Below are 18,244 nucleotides of genomic sequence, written 5' to 3' on the forward strand. Positions count from 1 at the left end.
CGAGGCGTTAGCGTGCCGCCGCACCAAGGGCCGTGGCCGGAACGAGCGGGGAGTGGGCGGGCGCGATGACCGATGTGACGACGGGGACGACGGGCGCGACGGACACCGAGCTGGGTGTCGTCATCGTCGGGACGGGCTTCGGGTGCCTCACGCACCTGCCGGCGTTCCGCGACGCGGGGTTCGAGGTGCGCGCGCTCGTCGGGCGCGACCCCGAGAAGACCCGGGCGCGGGCCGAACGCTTCGGTGTGCCGCACGCGTTCACCTCGCTGACCGAGGCGCTCGCGCTGGACGGCGTCGACGCGGTCAGCGTCGCCACGCCGCCGCACACGCACGCCGACCTCGTGATCGAGGCCGTCGAGGCCGGCAAGCACGTGGTGTGCGAGAAGCCCTTCGCCGCCGACGCCGAGCAGGCCCGCCGCATGCTCGACGCCGCCGAGAAGGCCGGTGTCGTCCACCTGCTCGGCACGGAGTTCCGCTGGTCGACGCCGCAGGCGCTGCTGCGCCGCGTGGTCGCCGAAGGCGCGGTCGGCACGCCGACGCTCGCCACCTGGCTGCTGCACATCCCCGTGCTCGCCGGCCCCGACGCGGAGGTCCCGGAGTGGTGGGGCCGCGCCGAGGACAGCGGCGGCTGGCTGGGCGCGCACGCCACCCACTGGATCGACCAGGTCGAGTACACGCTCGGCGCGATCGAGGGCGTCAGCGCCGGGCTGCCGATCGTCTCCGACCGGCCCGGGCAGACCGCCGAGGACACCTTCAACATCCGCTTCCGCACCGTCACCGGCGTCGAGGGCACGCTGCAGAGCTCCGGCGCGGTGTACGGGCCGCCGCAGATGATCACGCGGGTGGCGGGCACGCACGGCACCGCGTGGGTCGAGTTCGAGGACGTGTGGCTCGGCGACGCCGAAGGCGACCGCAAGGTCCCGGTGCCCGACGACCTGGCGAACCCCGCGCCCGAGCCGCCGCCCGGCGATCTGCTGCACACCGCGTACGACCTGCTGCACTGCATGGGCATCGACCGGGCGCCGTACGCGCGGCTCGCCGGCACGTTCCGCGACCTGATCCTGGGCTGCGAGGTGCCGGCCGACCCGCCGTACGCGACGTTCGCCGACGGCGTCGCGAACCAGCTGGTGCTGGACGCCGTGCGCCGGTCGGCGGCGGAGGGCCGCTGGGTCGCGGTCGAGCGCTGACCCCGGAACACGCGGGTCGCGGTAATCGATTTGGCGAACGGGGCACGCTGCCGTACTGTTGTCTTCACCGACGCGGGGTGGAGCAGCTCGGTAGCTCGCTGGGCTCATAACCCAGAGGTCGCAGGTTCAAATCCTGTCCCCGCTACCACGTACGAAGGTCCGGTTGCCTTTCTGGCAACCGGACCTTCGCCGTTGAAGAAACAGCATTGTCATCTAGTTATCGAGAAATCGACCCTGACGCGTGCGTCCGATGATGCGACGATGGACGTATGGGGGTACGGCGGGGACGAGGTGAGCGGAGCGCGCCTGCGCAGCCGCCACCTGACCCTGCCCGAATTCCTGTGGAAACGACGGATATTTCGGCTTCCGTCCCGGAGAGTGAGGCGTTCCCGACCGTCGTCCTCGACCGCGGCCGGTCCGACGGCTACCTGACGCCTCCGGCCAAACACCCTGACGACTATGCGGTGTTGGTGCCGTTCCGTCCCCGCCGCCGCGCCGCGGGCGCCGACGGCGGAGGCCCGGCCGCCGACTTCGCCGGCGCCGAGCCGCTGGACGACGACGACCTCGACCGCCGCGAACTCGCCGAGCTGGAAAGGCGCTACCGCGACCGCGCGGGTCGCGACGCGACCGCCGCGAGCCGACTCGGCCTGATGCTGCTGCGCCGCGGCGAGGAGAACGAGGCCGAGCCGTGGCTGCGCCGCGCCGCCGAGGCCGGGCACCGCGGCGCCGCCACCAACCTCGGCGTACTGATGCACCGTCAGGACCGGCTCGACGAGGCGCGGCGCTGGTGGTACCGGGCCGCCGAGGCGGGCAGCCGCATCGCGGCGTTCTCGCTCGGCGCGCTGCTCCTGGACACCGCCCTCGACGACGGGCCCGCGACGGCCGAGCAGGACGGCGACGACCTGGGCCAGGCGCTCTACTGGCTGCGCAACGCGGCCGAGGCCGGGCACGTCCGCGCGGCCCTGGTGCTCGGCGAGTTCCACGAGCAGCGCGGCCAGGCCGGCGCCGAGCGCTGGTACCGGCGCGCCGCCGAGGCCGGGCACCCGGAGGCCGCGTACCGGCTCGGCCGGCTCGGGCAGGACCGGGGCGACGAACGGGCGGCGTCCGCGTGGTTCCTGCGCGCCGCGTCGTGCGGCCACATAAGGGCCGCCGTACGCCTCGCGCGGCAGTTGCAGCGCGCGGGGGACACCGACGAGGCCGAGGGCTGGTTCCGGCTCGCCGCCGAGGAGGGCGACCCGGGCGCGGCCCGCGCGCTCGGCTTCCTGCTCCAGGACGCGGGCGACGCGGACGGCGCCGCGCACTGGTGGCGGCGTGCCGCGGAGGCCGGCGACGGCATGGCCGCGAACGCGCTCGGCGCGCTGCTGGCCGCCGAGGGCCGGGCCGGCGAGGCCGCGCACTGGTACGAACGCGCCGCCGCCACCGGCGAGTCCAACGGCGCCTTCAACCTCGGGCTGCTGTACACCGCGCGCGACAACCAGGAGGAGGCCGAGCGCTGGTACCGCATGGCCGCCTACGCCGGGCACGCCGACGCCGCGAACGCCCTTGCCGGGCTGTTGCTGTCGCGAGACGACGAGGAGGAGGCCGAGGTCTGGTTCGCGCGCGCGAGCGAGGCGGGCAGCCTGGACGGCGCCTACAACCTCGGCATCCTGTTTGCGCGCCGACCCGGTGCCGAGCCGCAGGGCGCCGCCGAGCGCTGCTGGGCGCGCGCGGCCGAGGGCGGACACCCGGACGCCGCACTCCAGTTGGGGCTGATCATGGAGCGCCGCGGTGCCGACGGGGAGGCCGCGCGCGCGTACCGCGTCGCGGCCGGTGCCGGGCGCACCGTGGCGGCCTGCCGGCTCGCCGCGCTGCTCGTCCGCGCCGGCGACACCGAAGGGGCCGAGCACTGGTACGGCACGGCGGCGGACTCCGGGCATGTGCCGGCCATGCTGCGCGCGGGCATCCTGCACGCCAAGCGCGGCGCGGAGGGCTCGGCCGCCCGCCGGTTCCGGGCCGCGGCCGACGCCGGAAGCGTCGCCGGGGCGTGGAACCTCGGCCTGGTGCACCTGCGGCGCGGCGACCCCAAGGGTGCCGAGCCGTGGCTGCGCGCGGCGGCCGAACGCGGCCACGGGCGTGCGGCGATGCGGCTGGTGGTGCTCGCCTTGAAGGCGGGCGACCCGGTCGCCGCGGAGCGCTGGTGCGGGCCTGTCATCACCCACGGCCCGCCCGAACTCGCGGCGCGCGCGGAGCGGTTGCTGCGCGCTCTACGCGAGGAGCTGGCGTCGTAGAGCCGCCGGACCCGGGGCGTCCGGGACCGGCGGCTCTTTCAGACGCTTCGGGCTTCGGCTATCCGCTGTGCCCGACGGCCTCGGCGTAGAAGGAGCGGTCGACGAGCTTGTCCTCGGGCAGCGCGGGCGCCTGGACGACCTCGCCCTCGACGAACATCTTCTCCGCCTTGTCGACGGTGCCCTTGCGGATCTCCCAGTCCGTCACCAACGACGGTACGGCGGCGAGCAGTTCGGGCTTGTTGCCGAGGATCTGCGCGAGCTCCTGCACGAACGCCGGGTCCGCCTTGTAGTCGCCCGCGAAGTAGGTGCTCACGGTGCGGATCATCGCGCGCGCGAACGCGGTGCCCGCGGCACGGTTCTTGTCGAGCAGGCTCGGCCCGTACAGCATGCCGCCGATCGGCTCGCCGGCCGGCTGGCCGCCGAGGAACGCGTAGCCCGGCTTGTTCTCGAAGTCCTTCCACGCCGGGTCGAGCAGCCATGCGGCGTCGACGCCGCCGTTCTGCAGCGCCTGGATGTTGCTCTGCGCGTCCAACTGCTTGAACTGCACGTCGGTGACCTTGGTGTTGTGCTTCTCCAGCACCGACGCGATCGGGTACATGATGATCGACGTCTTGCCCACGAGGCTGCCGAAGGTCTTGCCCTTCAGATCCACCTGGTCCGCGGTCTGGCCGTCCTTGAGGCGCACCCACACGCCGGACTTCGACTTCGGGTCCGAGGAGTAGTTGCCGAGCACCCACTTGACGTTGAAGCCCTGCTTGGCGGCGTTGACCATGCCGGCCTCGGGCGCCGAGTACAGCACGTCGATCTCGCCCTTGGAGAGCAGCGTGATGGCGTCCGTCGACGGCATCTGCTTGAGCTCGACGTCCAGGTTCTCCTTCGCGAACTCTCCCTTCGCGATGGCCACCCGGATCGGGCCCAGGTACTCGGCCGACAGCGTGCCGGCCGTCACGACGATGTGCGTCTTGGCCGGAAGCGGCTTCGCGGCCGGCGTGTTCGGCGCGCAGCGCGCCGGCGCTCTGGTCGGCGAGAGGTCGGCCGGGTCGGTCCAGCCCTTCTCGCAGCCGGGCACCGAGGCGACCTGCGCGGACGGCGTCGGCGCCGACTTGGCGGTGTTGTCGGTGTCGTCGGACGACACGCAGGCGGACAGCAGCGCGGTGCAGGCGACCAGTGCGGTGGCGAGTGCGGTACGGCGACCCGCACGGGGGGACGGGAGCAGCGGCATGGACACCTTGCCTTTCCTCAGGAGCCGCCCGGGCCGCGGCGGTCCGGGGCCCAGGGGGTGAGCAGCCGGCCGATCAGCCGGACGAGTTCGGAGAAGAGCACGCCGACGACGGCGACGGTGATGATGCCGACGTACATCGCCTTCTGGTCGAAGATGTTCTTGGCGTTGAAGATCAGGTAGCCGAGGCCGTCGTTGTTCGGCGACGCGAGGCCTTCCGACGCGACGATCACCAGGACGGCCATTCCGGACGCCAGGCGCAGCCCGACCACGACGGGTGGGAGCGACGCGGGGATGAGGATGTGCCGGTACATCTGCCACTGGCTCGCGCCGAAGACGGTCGCGGCTTCGCGGTAGCCCTCGGGGACGGCGAGGACGGCGGCCATCGTCTGGATCCAGATCAGGAAGAACACGGTGACCGCGACGAGCATGATCTGCGGGGTCTCGCCGAGGCCGAAGATGAGCAGGAAGATCGGCAGCAGGGCGAGCTTGGGGACGACGTAGAGGGCGTCCAGCATCGGTTCCAGCGCGGCGCGGACCAGCGGGATCGAACCGGTCAGCAGGCCGACGACGTAGCCGGCGAGCGAACCGAGCAGGAAGCCCGGGACGACGCGCTTGAGGGTGGCCCAGATGTCCGGCCACAGCTTGCCGTCGACGAGGCGCTTCCAGCCGTCTTCGAGGATCGTCTGCGGCGCGGGGTAGATGCGCGAGTCGATCCACTTCTGCTGGACGGCCAGTTGCCACCACAGGAGCAGCAGCAGGGGTACGGCGATGCCGAGGGTGATCTCCAGCGTGCGGCGGCGGCGCCGGGCTCGGTCCGGGTCGAGTTCGGCGGGGCCGGGGGAGCGGGTGAGCAGGAGCGTGGGGGTGGGCTTGGCCTGTTCGGTTCCGGGGGCTCCGGGGGCTCCGGGGGTTCCGACGGTTCCGTTGGTTCCGTCGGGTGTGGTGGCTGCGGTTCCGGGGGCTTCGGCCTTGGCGGCTTCGGCTTCGGTGGCTTCGGTGGTTCCGTCGCTCATCGGGCGGCTCCTGAGGTCTCCACCTCGCCGCGCAGCAGCATCCACAACTCGGCCTGCATGGCGGCGAACTCGGGGGAGGTACGGACGGCTCCGGTACGCGGGCGCTCGAACGGCGGGACCCGCTCGGCGATCACCCGCCCGGGGCGCGACGACATCACGAGGACGCGGTCGCCGAGGAGCAACGCCTCCTCCAGGCTGTGCGTCACGAACAGCACGGTGCGCCGGTCGGCCTGGCAGATCTCCAGGAGCTCGTCCTGAAGGATCGTGCGGAGCTGCGCGTCGAGCGCGGCGAACGGCTCGTCCATGAGCAGGATCTCCGGCTCCACGGCGAGCGCGCGGGCGATCGACACGCGCTGCCGCATGCCGCCGGACAGCGCGGCCGGGTAGGCGTCGGCGAACTCCGCGAGCTTCAGGCGCGCGAGCCAGTCGCGGGCGCGCGCGTCGGCCTCCTTGCGGGGCACCCGCTGGATGTCCAGGCCGAAGCGGACGTTCGCCAGGACGGTCTTCCACGGGCTGATGCCGTAGTCCTGGAACACCATCGCGGCCGGGTGCGGCGTCCCGGCGGTGATCTCGACGCGGCCCTCGCTCGGCCGGACGAGCCCCGCGACGACGCGCAGGAACGTCGACTTGCCGCAGCCGGAGGGGCCCACGATGCAGCAGAACTCGCCGGTGCGGATGTCGAGATCGATCGGCCCCAGGGCGTCGACGCGTTTGGTGCCGCGGCCGAAGTGCCGTGTCACGCCCGTCGCGTGGATCTTGACAGGGGCGTCGGGAGGCGGGTTCCCGGACGGTGGGGTTTCGGTCACCTGGTGTCCTCCCCGGCAGGGCGTGCTGGCGGCGTACTAGCGGCGTTCTGGCGACGTACTGACGACGTACTTCGGCGCGTACCGGCGGATTTCGCGATCCCGAAAGGATCACCGACGGTGAACGGCGCGACGATATGACGGGGTGTCAGATGAGACAAGAGGGATGAGCCGTTGGTCGACAAATGCACACCGACGTGCGCCGGCGTACGGCCGGAAAACGCGGGTCGTGGGTACGGAAGCGCGCGCGGTGTGGTTGGGGGTGCGACGGGTGGTGCGTGCGGAGGGTCGACGGGTGGTGCGTGCGCGGGGTCGACGGGTGAGGCAGGCTGGTACCCCGCGAGGTGGGTCTCCGACGTGGGTCTCCGGCGGGCGTCGGTAGGGGCGGTGGTTGCGGTGCGTGTGGTGCGACGTGGTCTGACCGGTACGGACCGGGTGCCTCGGGCGCGGCGTGAGATGCGTGGGGCGCGGCGTGAGATGCGTGGCGGGAAAGCGTTCGGCGCCTTCGCCTATCAGCCGCCGGGGGAGGCGCCTGTCGGTGGGGTTCGCGGCCACATGCTCGGCACTGTGACGCGCGCGCTTGCTGCGTCCGGGTATCCGCGTGCTGAGGCCGACGCTCTGTTGTTTTCGCTGCGCGACGCGGTGCTCGGGGACGACGCGGACCGCGACGCTGCCGCGGATGTCCTGGGCGGGGTGCCCGCGCGGACGTTGGTCGATCTCGACGAGCTCTCGCGGTCGGGTTCCGTCGAGGCGCTCGGCGGGCTCCGGGAGCGGCGTGCGCTGCTTCGGCGGACGGATCATCCGGCTGTCGCCGCGTTGTCGGGCATGGACGAGAACGGCGGACTGCGTGAGGAGGCCGTCGTCCGGCTCGCCGCGCGGCCCGGGCCGCTGGCTGCGGCCGTCCTCGCGCTGCGTACCGACGACTGGGTGGAACCGGTGCGGCGGCGGGCCCGGATCGCGCTCATGTGGCGGATGGAGGCGGAGGAGGCGGCGGTGATCCTGCCGCTGCTTGAGCTTCGACGGGGCCGTTCCCGCGCTTCGGGCGTCCTCGATGTGTACCGCGAGGCGTGTCGGGGTGACGGGCCCCGGCTGCACCGTTCCTGACCTGGTTTGTGGTTTTGGCCTGACGCCCCTCCCGCTCTTGGATTTTCCGCGCGGACGGCCCGCGCCTCAAGCCGATCCTGCCAACGCTTGGTCTGGTGGCCTGGTTCGGTTGCGGCTTGACCTGCGGGCCGTCCGCGCTGAACCACCTCGTACCTGGCGGGAGGGGCGCGGGGTGTGGACGCGCTTGTTTGGTTTCCCTGCCGGGCTGCGGTTTCGCTTGGGGTTCCGGGCGGGTTTTGTTGCTTGGTTTTGTTGCGCTGCCGGGGGTCGTTCCAGCGTGGGGCCGCGCTTGTCCGACTCGGTCGGGGGCGCGGCCTCGACCCCCCATCACTTTGCCGTCACGTATGCGAATCACCAGAACTCCCTCATTGGGGGGTGTTCGCGTCACACTTGCGTCACTCGTGTTCTGGTGAGGACCGGCCACCACAGGATGCCTACTGCCAGGGCGAACGGGTGGCCGAAGGCGGCTACCGGGTCGTCCAGTTCGAGGACGTCGGGGATCAGGGTGGCGGCGATGAGCGCCAGGCCGAGCAGCCTGTGTCGGAGTGTGAGCAGGCCCATGAGGGCGCCTGCCGTCGCGTAGAGGCCGAAGCTCACGCCGACGTCGACGCGGTGGGCCGAGTCGTCCGGGAGGTGGTTGAAGCCCACCATGGCGGCGATGGGGAGTTCGGTGGCGAGGGTCGCGGCGATGTGGCCGGAGGCGAAGACCATGAGCAGGCGCCGGCCGCCGACGCGGCGTTCGAGCGGGGCGAGGATCAGGCTGAACTGGACGGCGTAGAGCGTCCACAGTCCGCCGGCCGTCCACAGCGCGCTCGCGATCAGGACGCGGAGCGGGCTGTGCGTCAGGTGGTACGCGTCGGTGCTGGACCCGGAGACCAGTCGCTCGACGGTGTCCTCGGGCAGCATCCGCCGCAGCTGGGTGGTGACCAGCAGGACCGCGAGGTACCAGAACGTCACCGGCGTGCGCCGGGGGTGCGGTAGGACGGCCGCCGCGCGTCGGAGTGCCGTGGTTGCGGCGGCCGTGGTCGCGGCGAGTGCCGCTGTGCGGGTGTGCGCCGGCGGGTGTGCCGGCCGTGTGTCGGTGCCCGTGACTGTGGTCACTGTGCGCCCCTCCCGTGCCAACGGTCGTAGGCCAACAACCGTTGGCACGAGTCTGCACCCGGTTTTATGGCGGGTCAACACGTGTTGGCCTACGCTTGTTGAGATGAGAAGGACGTCACAGGACACGAAGTGCGCCATCCTCGCCGCCGCGCGCGAGCGCTTCGCGACCGACGGCTTCGAGCGTGCGACGATCCGGGCCATCGCCGCCGACGCGGGGATCGACCCGGCCATGGTCATGCGCTACTTCGGCAGCAAGGACAAGCTCTTCGCGGCCGCCGCCGAGTTCGACCTCGGGCTGCCCGGCCTGTCCGCCCTGCCTCCCGAGACCCTCGGCCGTGTGCTCGCCGAGCACTTCACGCGGCGCTGGGAGGACGACGAGGCCTTCATGGTGCTGCTGCGCACCAGCGTCACGAACGAGGAGGCCGCCGAGCGGCTGCGGGTCATCTCCCGGGAGAAGCTCTGCCCGATCGTCACGGCCGTGTGCCCCGACGCCGCGCAGGCGCAGCGTCGGGCCGGCCTGCTCGTCTCGCAGGTGCTCGGGTTCGCGCTGTGCCGCTACATCCTGCGCATCGGACCGGTCGTGGACATGACCCGCGACGAGGTCGTCGCGTGGCTCGCCCCCGCGCTGCAGCGCTGCCTCACCGGGCCGCTGGACGGCGCCTGGTCGCCGGAGTCGGTGTCGCCGGACTCGGTGGCGGCGCCGATGTGCGCGCCCGAGGCGGTCGCGGCCGGATAGCGCGTCAGGCCTTGGCCTGGCAGTCGGGGCACAGCCCCCGGTAGGTGATCTCGACGTCCGAGATCCGGAACCCGAAGCAGTCGCCGGAGGGCGGGGCGTCGGTCGTCTCGTCCGCCGGAACATCGCGGATCGTCCGGCAGTTCGTGCACACCAGGTGGTGGTGCCGGTGGCGCGCGTTGGGGTCGTACCGCTTGGCGCGGCCGTCCGTGCTGACCTCGAGGACCTCACCGAGCGCGACGAGTTCGCCCAGCGTGTTGTAGACGGTCGCGCGGCTGATCTCGGGGAGCAGCCGGCCCGCGCGCTCGTGCACCTCGTCGGCGGTGAGGTGGACGTGGTCGCCGTTCAGGACCTCGGCCACGACGCGGCGCTGCGCGGTGAGCCGCCATCCCCGGTCGCGGAGTCGTTCCAGAAGGTCGCTCATGCGGGGAAGGGTACACCCGCGCCAGTCTTAGAACTAGTCTAAGTATTGAGCTAGACAAAATCTAAGTTCGGATCTAGTTTGGCGATCGTTCCGCTGGCCGGGGGAGGTCCCCCGGGGTCCGAAGGGGAGAACAATGACCGACCGCAACGCCTCGCGCGCCACCCTCACCACCGAGTCCGGCGCCCCCGTCGCCGACAACCAGAACTCCGCGCAGGCCGGCGTCGGCGGCCCGCTGCTGCTCCAGGACCAGTACCTGCTGGAGAAGCTCGCGCGGTTCAACCGCGAGCGCATCCCGGAGCGGATCGTGCATGCGCGCGGCTCGGGCGCGTACGGCTACTTCGAGGTGACGGCCGACGTCACGCGCTTCACCAAGGCCCACTTCCTGGCCGAACCGGGGCGCCGCACCGAGGTGTTCGCGCGGTTCTCGACGGTGGCGGGCAACCTGGGCGCGGCGGACGCGGTGCGCGACCCGCGCGGGTTCGCCGTGAAGTTCTACACCGAGCAGGGCAACTACGACCTGGTCGGCAACAACACGCCGGTGTTCTTCATCAAGGACCCGCTGAAGTTCCCGGACTTCATCCACACGCAGAAGCGCGACCCGTACACGGGCGTGCAGGAGGCCGACAACGTCTGGGACTTCTGGTCCCTGTCGCCCGAGGCCACGCACCAGGTGACGTGGCTGTTCGGCGACCGCGGCATCCCCGCGTCGTACCGGCACATGAACGGCTACGGCTCGCACACCTACCAGTGGGTCAACGCCCAGGGCGAGGCGTTCTGGGTGAAGTACCACTTCAAGACCGACCAGGGCATCCGGAACCTGACCGCCGAGGACGCCGCAGCGCTCGCCGGCGCCGACCCCGACTCCCACCAGCGCGACCTCCACCAGGCCGTCGACGCGGGCCGGTTCCCGTCGTGGACGCTCAAGGTGCAGCTCATGCCGGTGGCGGACGCGGCCACGTACCGCTTCAACCCGTTCGACCTGACCAAGGTGTGGCCGCAGGCCGACTACCCGCTCATCGAGGTGGGCCGGCTCGTGCTCGACCGCAACCCGGAGAACGTGTTCGCGGAGGTCGAGCAGGCCGCGTTCTCGCCGAACAACTTCGTTCCGGGCATCGGTCCGTCGCCCGACAAGATGCTCCAGGGACGGCTGTTCGCCTACGCGGACGCGCACCGGTACCGCCTGGGCGTCAACCACACCCAGCTGGCGGTCAACGCCCCGCACGCCACAGCCGCGAACAACCACGGCCGCGACGGCGCGATGGCGACCAACGCCGCGGGGCGCGCGAAGAACTACGAGCCGAACAGCTTCGGCGGCCCGTACGAGACCGGTGAGCCGGTCTTCGCGCCCGGCCAGGTGTCGGGTCGGACCGGCACGTTCGCCGCCCCCGCGCACGTGGAGGACGACGACTTCGTGCAGGCCGGCAACCTCTATCGGCTCATGGGCGAAGACGAGCGCGCCCGCCTGATCGCCAACCTGGCGGGCTTCGTCGCCCAGGTCTCACGCGACGACATCGTCGACCGCGCGATCGCCAACTTCCGTGCCGCGGACGCCGATTACGGCGACCGGCTGGAGGCCGCGGTCAAGGCCCTGCGGACCGGCTGAGCCCCGTGATCCGGTGGCCGGCCGGCGCCCTCGAGACCCGGCCGGCCACCGCAGTCATCCCACCAGTTCCGCGGCCCTGGCCTGCTCCTGCAGCGTGCAGCGCACGATGTCGCGGACCGAGATGATGCCGACCACGTCGTCCCGGTCGAGGACGACGAGGTGCCGGAAGTTGCCGCGGGTCATGGCGGCGGCGGCGTCCTGGAGGGTCCAGTGCGGCGTCGCGAACACGACGTTCGACGTCAGGTGGTCGGCCGCGATCTCACGGTCGGGGTCCTGTTCGGACCCCAGCGAGACGAGGATGTCCCGTTCGGTCAGGATGCCGATCCCGCTGGTGTCGGGATCGATGACGACGGCGGCGCCGATCTGCCGGGCTGCCATGAGCCGGGCGGCGTCGCGCAGGGTGTGGGTCGGGCCGATGGTCAGGACGACCGTGCTCATGCCGTCGCGTACGAGCATGGTGCACCACCTCCACAAGGGGGTCGGGCCGGCGCCCGTGAGCCGGGTACGCGCCCTCGACGGCCCTGGAGACCCTTGAGAACGCGTTCACAAGTTCACAAGCGGATGCATTCTTATGGTCACACGGCCCTACCGACTGGCGAAAGCTTTGTCGGGATTTACCGAGAATTTCTTGCTATCGGAGTGGTTGGCTGACGCGGATCAGGCGGGCTGCGTCAGGTACCCGAGCAGGTCCTCGTGCAGCAGGCCGTTGGAGGCCGCCGCGTCACCCTCGGCGGGGCTCGGAATCCCGGACAGCGACGTGAACTTGCCGCCCGCCTCGGTCACGATCACCGACAGCGCCGCCAGGTCCCACAGGTTGACCTCGGGCTCCGCGCACATGTCCACCGCGCCCTCGGCGACCAGCATGTACGACCAGAAGTCGCCGTACGCCCGGCTGCGCCACACCGCGCGCGTCAGGTCGAGCATGTTGTCCAGCGCGCCCCGGTCCTCCCAGCCGCCCAGGCTCGAGTACGAGAACGACGCGTCCTCGACGCTCGCGACCTTCGACACGTGGATCCGCGACGCCTGCGACAGGCTGCGGCCGGTGAACGCGCCCGCGCCCTTCGAGGCCCACCAGCGGCGGCCCAGCGCCGGCGCCGACACCAGGCCCACGACGACCTCGTCGCCGTCCATCAGCGCGATCAGCGTCGCCCAGACCGGGACGCCGCGCACGAAGTTCTTGGTGCCGTCGATCGGGTCGATCACCCAGCGGCGCGGGCCGTGGCCCGTCGCGCCGTACTCCTCGCCGAGCACCGCGTCGCGCGGCCTGGCACGGCCCAGCTGCGCGCGGATCAGCTCCTCGGCGGCCTTGTCCGCGTCGCTCACCGGCGTCATGTCCGGCTTGGTCTCGATCTTCAGGTCGAGCGCCTTGAAGCGGTCGAGCGTGGTCGCGTCGGCGGCGTCCGCGAGGACGTGGGCGAGGCGCAGGTCGTCGTCGTAGCCGGGCATGGCGCGAACACTAGCCGCTCCGGGGCGGGCGCTGCCACGCGGGCACGGGGTGGCGTGGGGGCGCACCGGGGGCGGTCGGCCGACCGGCGCCCTTTCGCGGCGTCCGTGACGCCTCGTACGCTTCGGGTGCACTCGGGTGTGCAGCGTGACGGCGGAAGGGGTCGGGGCCTCGATGGCACTGTTCGGGGTCGGGCGCGGGCGTGCGCGCGACAAGGAAGCGTTCCAGGTGCCGGCGCTGGTGGCCCCGCGCCGCAGTCTCGACGGCTGGACGCTGGACGGCACAACGCTCGCGGCCCGGTTCGCCGGTGAGGACCTGCGCGAGCTCGGCACTCTCCTGCACGGCGTGAGCGCGGGGATGGACACCCCGTGGACCTACGAACGCGCCGCCGACCTGCTCGAACGCGGCGGCGAACGCCCCCAGGCCCTCGCGGTCCTGGAAGCCTGGTTCGCCCTTCCCTCGGCCGTACGGGACGCCCACCCCGTGCAGACGAAGACCCTCGGCCGCCGCCGCCAGCGGCTCCGTAAGCGCCTCGGCGCGATCCCGGAGCCCTCGACCAGCCCCGAGTCCCCGTCGGTCACGAGCGCTGTGCCGAGCGGGCCCACGCCGCCGAAGCAGGCCACCGCGTCGCCGGAGCCCGCCCCGGCGCCTGCCGCCGAGCCCGCGGTTCCGCCGAAGCCGACGACGACCCCTCCGGCGCCGACCGCGAAGCCGGATCCCGAATCGGCCCCGGCGATCCCTGCAAAGCCCGCCGAACCGCTGGCGGCCACGCTGCCGCCGCTTCCGCCCCTGCCACCGCTTCCGCCCCTCCCCGCCACCCCGCCGCCTGCGGCGGACGCGACCGACGACGGGAAGGCGTCGGACGACGACGGGAAGGCGCCGGACGCCAGCGAGGACGAGAGCACGTCCGAGGACTGAGCGACGGCGCGCCCGCGACCGCTGCGTCGGGCCCGGTGGCGCGGATGAGGTCGCGGACCGTCTGGCTGAAAGCCGTTGCCGGCCTTCCGGCCGGCCCAAGGCCGTTGCCGGACTCAGGCGTTGATCGGGCCCGTGCTCTCGCGTAGCGAGCGGGCCGCCCGGCCGTCGAAGGCGGCCAAGGCCTCGGCTGTTGCGGCGTGGCCGTCGAAGACCTGCACCGTCCCGGACCTGCACGCTGGCGGTGGCCACCTCCCCCTCCCGATTTGTGATTGTCCGCGCGGCCGGTCGCCTGTCAAGGCGCGGTGGATCAGTCGTCAACAGGCGGCCTGTCGCGTGCCGGGGAGGCGCCTTGACAGCCGCCCGGCCGCGCTAAAACCTCGGCAACTATCGGGAGGGGGAGGCGGTGTGGAGCCGCATCGGGTGCGCTGCGTCGCCGGGCTGCGGTCCCAGCGTGGGGCGGGCGGCCACCTTTGACGACCGGTGACCGGGCTTCACAGTTCTCATATCGCACCAAAATCGGGCATTGAGGCGCCGAATCCCTTATTGGCTTTGCGTCAAAAGAACCAAATGGCCACATGTTGCCATCTGGTTCTTTTGAAAACCGTTGTCAGTGAGAGATGAGAGGTCGGCGACCGCAGCCCGGCAGCGCGGCACACTCGGCGTGAAGCCGCGCCGCCCACCACGCTGGGACCGCAGCCCGGCACGACCAACGCGACCAAAGCGCCTTCACACCCCGCGCCCCTCCCGATAGCTGCCGGGTTGTCTGCGCGGACGGGCGGCTGTCAAGCCGCCCCCACCAGCGCGCGACAGGCCGCCTGTTCGTAGGAGATCCACCGCGGCTTGACAGCCGTTCGGCCGCGCGGACCATCAAAAATCGGGAGGGGCGCCAGGACACCGCCACCAGCCAGGCCGGGAACGGTGCATGCCAGGCGCAGTCCATGCCGCAGCCCATCGGCCCGATCCCGGTGCGGCCACGCGCAGTCCATGCCGCAGCCCATCGGCCCGCAGCCCATCGGCCCGAAGCCCTGTTCGGTGACCGGTCTGATGAGCACCGCGGGCCGCGACTGTTCGAGCTGGCGCAGCGCCGTGGCCCAGGCATCGCACCTGCCCCGGTGAACCTCGTGTGCGTGTGGGCAGTGGCGAGGGTGCGGTGCCCGGCGGCCGGGATTCCACCCGTCTGACGCCCCGCTCGCCGGCACATAGTTGCCCCGTACACGCTCTTGACGGCCGCACCCGACCGGGACAATCCTGGTTGACACCAAGCCTCCACGTGTAAAGCACAGACCGCCGGTCCGTCCCCGAGGGGAGCACGTGTTGTCCGTACGTCAGGCACTGCTCGACGCCGCCCGCGACGCGGCCGTCGCCGGCAACTGGGCGACCACGCGCATGGCCGACGTCGCCGCGGCGGCGGGCGTCTCACGCCAGACCCTCTACAACGAGTTCGGCGGCAAGGACGCGCTGGCCGAGGCGCTGACCCGGCACGAGGCCGACCGTTTCCTGGCCGGCACCGCGGAGGCCTGCCGCGCCTCGACCGGCGACGCGGGCGACTGCGTCCGCGCCGCGACGCTGTGGTCGCTCCACGAGGCCCGCCAGAACCTGCTCATCAAGGCCGCGCTGACCGACGAGGCCGCGGGCCTGCTCCCCACCCTGACCACCCGCTCCGCGGGCCTGCTGGTGCTGTTCCGGGACGCCGCGGCCGCGGTGCTCCTGGAGCGCTTCCCCGACCTGGACCCCGACGAGGTGGCGTGGGTGGCCGAGATGGCCGTCCGCATCACGGTCTCGCACCTGGTCGTGCCCACCGAGGCGGCCGAGGTGACCGCCGACCACATCGCCGTCCTGGTCCGCCGGCTGCTGACCGCGTCCGGCTGACCCCGCGTCCCCCGCAACGCCCCCCGAACGTCACACGCACCACCGGCTCCGAAGGAGATCGCCCGTGTCGACGCACGAACTGTACGCGCTACCTGCCGAGATGCAGGTGTGGGAAGTCCCCGCGACCGGTTCCGCCCGCTTCACCTGGGAGTACGACGACGGGCGCGACCGGCTGCTGTCGCTGTACGCCAAGGGCAAGGACAAGCAGTGGGACGCCGCCCGCCGCATCGACTGGTCGCTGCCCGTCGACCCCGTCAAGCCGCTCGGCCTGCCCGAGGAGACCCACGCCCTCTACGGCACCCCCAGCTGGAACAAGATGTCGCAGCGCGAGCGCGACGAACTGACCCGGCACAGCGTCGCCTGGCAGTTCAGCCAGTTCCTGCACGGCGAACAGGGCGCGATGGTGTGCAGCGCGCGCATCGTCGAGTCGGTCCCGGACCTGGACGCGAAGTTCTACGCCGCGACCCAGACCATGGACGAGGCCCGGCACGCCGAGACCTACGCGCGGTTCCTCAAGGAGAAGGTCGGCCTCTACTACCCGATCAACCCGCAGCTGAAGGAACTCCTCGACGACACCCTGTCCGACTCCCGCTGGGACATGCCCTACCTCGGCATGCAGGTGCTCATCGAGGGCCTCGCGCTCGCCGCGTTCGGCATGCTGCGCGACCTGACACCGGTCGAACTGCCCAAGCAGATCCTCGCGTACGTGATGCAGGACGAGGCCCGGCACGTCGCGTTCGGCCGCCTCGCGCTGCGCGACTACTACCGCGAGCTGACCGACGCCGAGCTCGCCGAGCGCGAGGACTTCGTCGTGCACGGCTGCTACCTGATGCGCGACCGGCTGCGCGGCGAGGAGGTGTGGACCAACTTCGACATCGACAAGCGCGAGGCGACCGAGGCCACCGCGAACTCCGAGTGGCTGCGGGCGTTCCGCAAACTGCTGTTCAGCCGCATCGCGCCGTGCATCAAGGACATCGGGCTGTGGGGCCCCAAGGTGCGCGACGCGTTCGCGGACATGGGCGTGCTCGACATGGCCGACACCGACCTCGACGTGATGATGCGCGCCGACGAGGACACCGCCGAGGAGATCGACCGCAAGCGGCGGTTCACGGCCGAGGAGGCGGCGCGCGCCGACGAGGTCGCCGAGATGGTCGCGCTGGGCGCGGAGGACTGAGCCCGGACGGCGGGGGGCGCGCGGCCCGCCCGGGCGGCGCGCCCCCGCGGATGGCCGCGTCGCGGGGCGGCGGCGCGTTAGGTTTGGCGGTATGAGCGATCTTGTCCGTCCTCCGGCCCCGGCGTTCGTGTTCGACCTCGACGGGACCCTCGTCGACAGCGTCTACCAGCACGTCATCTCGTGGCAGGAGGCGTTGCGCGAGGCCGGCATCCCGCTGGCGACCTGGCGCATCCACCGCAAGATCGGCATGAGCGGCGGCCTGTTCGTGAAGGGCGTGCAGCGCGAGACCGGCATCGTCCTGGACGACGCGCAGGTCGAGGCGCTCCAGGACGCCCACGGCCGGCACTACGCGGCGCGCGTCGCCGAGGTCGAGCCGCTGCCGGGCGCGCCCGAGCTGCTGCGCCACCTCACGAACGTCGGCATCAAGTGGACGATCGCCACCAGCGGCCGCCGCGCCGGCGCCGAGCCGATGCTCGCCAAGCTCGGCGCGCCCGCCGACCTGCCGATGGTCACCCGCGACGAGGTCGCCCGCGCCAAGCCCGACCCGGACCTGTTCCTGGCCGGCGCCGCCAAACTCGACGTCGACCCGCGGCACTGCGTCGTGGTCGGCGACAGCGTGTGGGACCTGCTGGCCGCGCGCCGCGCCGGCTCGCTCGGCGTCGGCCTGCTGTCCGGCGGCTACGGCCAGGACGAGCTGGAGCGGGCGTCCGCCTTCCGGGTGTACGAGGAGCCGGGCGATCTGCTCACCCACATCGACGAGTTGGGCGTGCGCGGCGCCTGACGCCGGGTCCGCGCCCTTAGGATTCAGGCCATGTCAGCCGCAGCCGACGACGCCACGCAACTGCTCGGACTGCTCGCCGACCAGACCCGGTTGCGGGTGTTCGCCGTGCTGGTCCTCGGCACCCGCGGCACCGCGCAGATCGCCGAGCGGGCCGGGCTCGCGCCGGGGGACGCCGTGCGGATCCTGGCCCGGTTCGAGGCGGCGGGCCTCGCGGTGCGGGTGGGCGACGGCTGGCACGCGTGCCCCGAACGCCTGCGCGAGGCCGTGCTGAACGCCGACGGCCCGCCCGAGGCCGCGTACCCCGGCCGCACCTCGGCCGAGGTCGCCGTACTGCGCACCTACCTGGTCGACGGCCGCATCCAGCAGCTGCCCGCGCAGCGCGCCAAGCGGCTGGTCGTCCTCGACCACGTCGCGGGCACGTTCGAGCCCGGCCTGCACTACTCGGAGACCGAGGTCGGCGAAGCGCTGCAGCGGTACACCGACGACCCGACGGCGCTGCGCCGGCACCTGGTCGACGAGGGGTTCCTCGGCCGGGAGGGCGGCTCGTACTGGCGCACGGGCGGGACGTTCGACGTCGAGTGACGGCGGGTCCCGCCCGTCG

The 18,244-nt window shown here is 72.2% G+C and carries 17 protein-coding genes and 1 tRNA gene; 11 read left to right on the forward strand and 7 right to left on the reverse strand.

Annotation, left to right across the window (positions count from 1 at the left end; translation table 11 throughout):
* Positions 1 to 65: 65 nt before the first annotated feature.
* The 3 genes from QI554_RS18020 to QI554_RS18030 all read left to right on the forward strand — a co-directional run bounded on the left by QI554_RS18020 (position 66) and on the right by QI554_RS18030 (position 3,454).
* On the forward strand, positions 66 to 1,187 hold the full coding sequence (locus tag QI554_RS18020) for a Gfo/Idh/MocA family protein (RefSeq protein ID WP_281471062.1): 1,122 nt from the start codon (positions 66 to 68) through the stop codon (positions 1,185 to 1,187).
* Positions 1,188 to 1,258: 71 nt separating this feature from the next.
* Positions 1,259 to 1,335 (forward strand) — tRNA-Met (locus QI554_RS18025).
* A gap of 193 nt (positions 1,336 to 1,528) precedes the next feature.
* Positions 1,529 to 3,454, forward strand: a complete 1,926-nt coding sequence (locus tag QI554_RS18030; protein ID WP_281471063.1) for a tetratricopeptide repeat protein — start codon at positions 1,529 to 1,531, stop codon at positions 3,452 to 3,454.
* A 58-nt stretch (positions 3,455 to 3,512) separates the two neighbouring features.
* Here QI554_RS18030 and QI554_RS18035 read toward each other — a convergent pair whose 3' ends face one another.
* From QI554_RS18035 to QI554_RS18045, 3 genes are read right to left on the reverse strand one after another with little or no spacing between them, the layout of a single operon-like run.
* The gene (locus QI554_RS18035) at positions 3,513 to 4,676 is read right to left on the reverse strand and encodes an ABC transporter substrate-binding protein (RefSeq protein ID WP_281471117.1); all 1,164 of its coding nucleotides are present in this window, start codon (positions 4,674 to 4,676) and stop codon (positions 3,513 to 3,515) included.
* 17 nt (positions 4,677 to 4,693) lie between these two features.
* The gene (locus QI554_RS18040; RefSeq protein WP_281471064.1) at positions 4,694 to 5,689 is read right to left on the reverse strand and encodes an ABC transporter permease; all 996 of its coding nucleotides are present in this window, start codon (positions 5,687 to 5,689) and stop codon (positions 4,694 to 4,696) included.
* Positions 5,686 to 6,495 (reverse strand): ABC transporter ATP-binding protein, encoded by an 810-nt coding sequence (locus tag QI554_RS18045; protein ID WP_281471065.1) that lies wholly within the window; start codon positions 6,493 to 6,495, stop codon positions 5,686 to 5,688. Before QI554_RS18045 ends, QI554_RS18040 begins: the two co-directional genes overlap by 4 nt.
* Before the next feature lie 384 nt (positions 6,496 to 6,879).
* Between QI554_RS18045 and QI554_RS18050 the strand changes: the two genes are divergently transcribed.
* Positions 6,880 to 7,596 (forward strand): hypothetical protein, encoded by a 717-nt coding sequence (locus tag QI554_RS18050; protein WP_281471066.1) that lies wholly within the window; start codon positions 6,880 to 6,882, stop codon positions 7,594 to 7,596.
* A gap of 384 nt (positions 7,597 to 7,980) precedes the next feature.
* Here QI554_RS18050 and QI554_RS18055 read toward each other — a convergent pair whose 3' ends face one another.
* Positions 7,981 to 8,697 (reverse strand): rhomboid-like protein, encoded by a 717-nt coding sequence (locus QI554_RS18055; RefSeq protein WP_281471067.1) that lies wholly within the window; start codon positions 8,695 to 8,697, stop codon positions 7,981 to 7,983.
* Between the two features lie 103 nt (positions 8,698 to 8,800).
* Between QI554_RS18055 and QI554_RS18060 the strand changes: the two genes are divergently transcribed.
* Entirely contained in the window at positions 8,801 to 9,433 is a 633-nt protein-coding gene (locus QI554_RS18060; protein ID WP_281471068.1) for a TetR/AcrR family transcriptional regulator, read from the forward strand.
* Between the two features lie 4 nt (positions 9,434 to 9,437).
* On the opposite strand, the gene QI554_RS18065 is transcribed toward QI554_RS18060, so the two are convergent.
* The gene (locus QI554_RS18065; RefSeq protein ID WP_281471069.1) at positions 9,438 to 9,854 is read right to left on the reverse strand and encodes a Fur family transcriptional regulator; all 417 of its coding nucleotides are present in this window, start codon (positions 9,852 to 9,854) and stop codon (positions 9,438 to 9,440) included.
* A 133-nt stretch (positions 9,855 to 9,987) separates the two neighbouring features.
* On the opposite strand from QI554_RS18065, the gene QI554_RS18070 reads away from it, so the two are divergent.
* Positions 9,988 to 11,457 carry a catalase gene (locus QI554_RS18070; RefSeq protein ID WP_281471070.1) on the forward strand — a complete coding sequence of 490 codons (1,470 nt, stop codon included), beginning with the start codon at positions 9,988 to 9,990 and terminating at the stop codon, positions 11,455 to 11,457.
* Between the two features lie 54 nt (positions 11,458 to 11,511).
* Here QI554_RS18070 and QI554_RS18075 read toward each other — a convergent pair whose 3' ends face one another.
* Together QI554_RS18075 and hisN are read right to left on the reverse strand one after the other, a co-directional pair.
* On the reverse strand, positions 11,512 to 11,913 hold the full coding sequence (locus QI554_RS18075) for a CBS domain-containing protein (RefSeq protein ID WP_281471071.1): 402 nt from the start codon (positions 11,911 to 11,913) through the stop codon (positions 11,512 to 11,514).
* Positions 11,914 to 12,114: 201 nt separating this feature from the next.
* Entirely contained in the window at positions 12,115 to 12,903 is a 789-nt protein-coding gene (hisN, locus tag QI554_RS18080) for a histidinol-phosphatase (RefSeq protein WP_281471072.1), read from the reverse strand.
* A 172-nt stretch (positions 12,904 to 13,075) separates the two neighbouring features.
* Between hisN and QI554_RS18085 the strand changes: the two genes are divergently transcribed.
* From QI554_RS18085 to QI554_RS18105, 5 genes are all read left to right on the forward strand, one after another.
* Positions 13,076 to 13,819 carry a hypothetical protein gene (locus QI554_RS18085; protein ID WP_281471073.1) on the forward strand — a complete coding sequence of 248 codons (744 nt, stop codon included), beginning with the start codon at positions 13,076 to 13,078 and terminating at the stop codon, positions 13,817 to 13,819.
* A 1,311-nt stretch (positions 13,820 to 15,130) separates the two neighbouring features.
* Complete coding sequence (locus tag QI554_RS18090; protein ID WP_425528002.1) at positions 15,131 to 15,688, forward strand: TetR/AcrR family transcriptional regulator; 558 nt, start codon at positions 15,131 to 15,133, stop codon at positions 15,686 to 15,688.
* Between the two features lie 64 nt (positions 15,689 to 15,752).
* The gene (locus QI554_RS18095) at positions 15,753 to 16,862 is read left to right on the forward strand and encodes a ferritin-like domain-containing protein (RefSeq protein WP_281471075.1); all 1,110 of its coding nucleotides are present in this window, start codon (positions 15,753 to 15,755) and stop codon (positions 16,860 to 16,862) included.
* Between the two features lie 91 nt (positions 16,863 to 16,953).
* Positions 16,954 to 17,643 (forward strand): HAD family hydrolase, encoded by a 690-nt coding sequence (locus QI554_RS18100; RefSeq protein WP_281471076.1) that lies wholly within the window; start codon positions 16,954 to 16,956, stop codon positions 17,641 to 17,643.
* Positions 17,644 to 17,673: 30 nt separating this feature from the next.
* Positions 17,674 to 18,225, forward strand: coding sequence for a DUF2087 domain-containing protein (locus QI554_RS18105; RefSeq protein ID WP_281471077.1), 552 nt, complete (start codon positions 17,674 to 17,676; stop codon positions 18,223 to 18,225).
* Positions 18,226 to 18,244: the final 19 nt, after the last annotated feature.

Source organism: Yinghuangia seranimata (assembly GCF_029953285.1).
Taxonomy (GTDB): domain Bacteria; phylum Actinomycetota; class Actinomycetes; order Streptomycetales; family Streptomycetaceae; genus Yinghuangia; species Yinghuangia seranimata.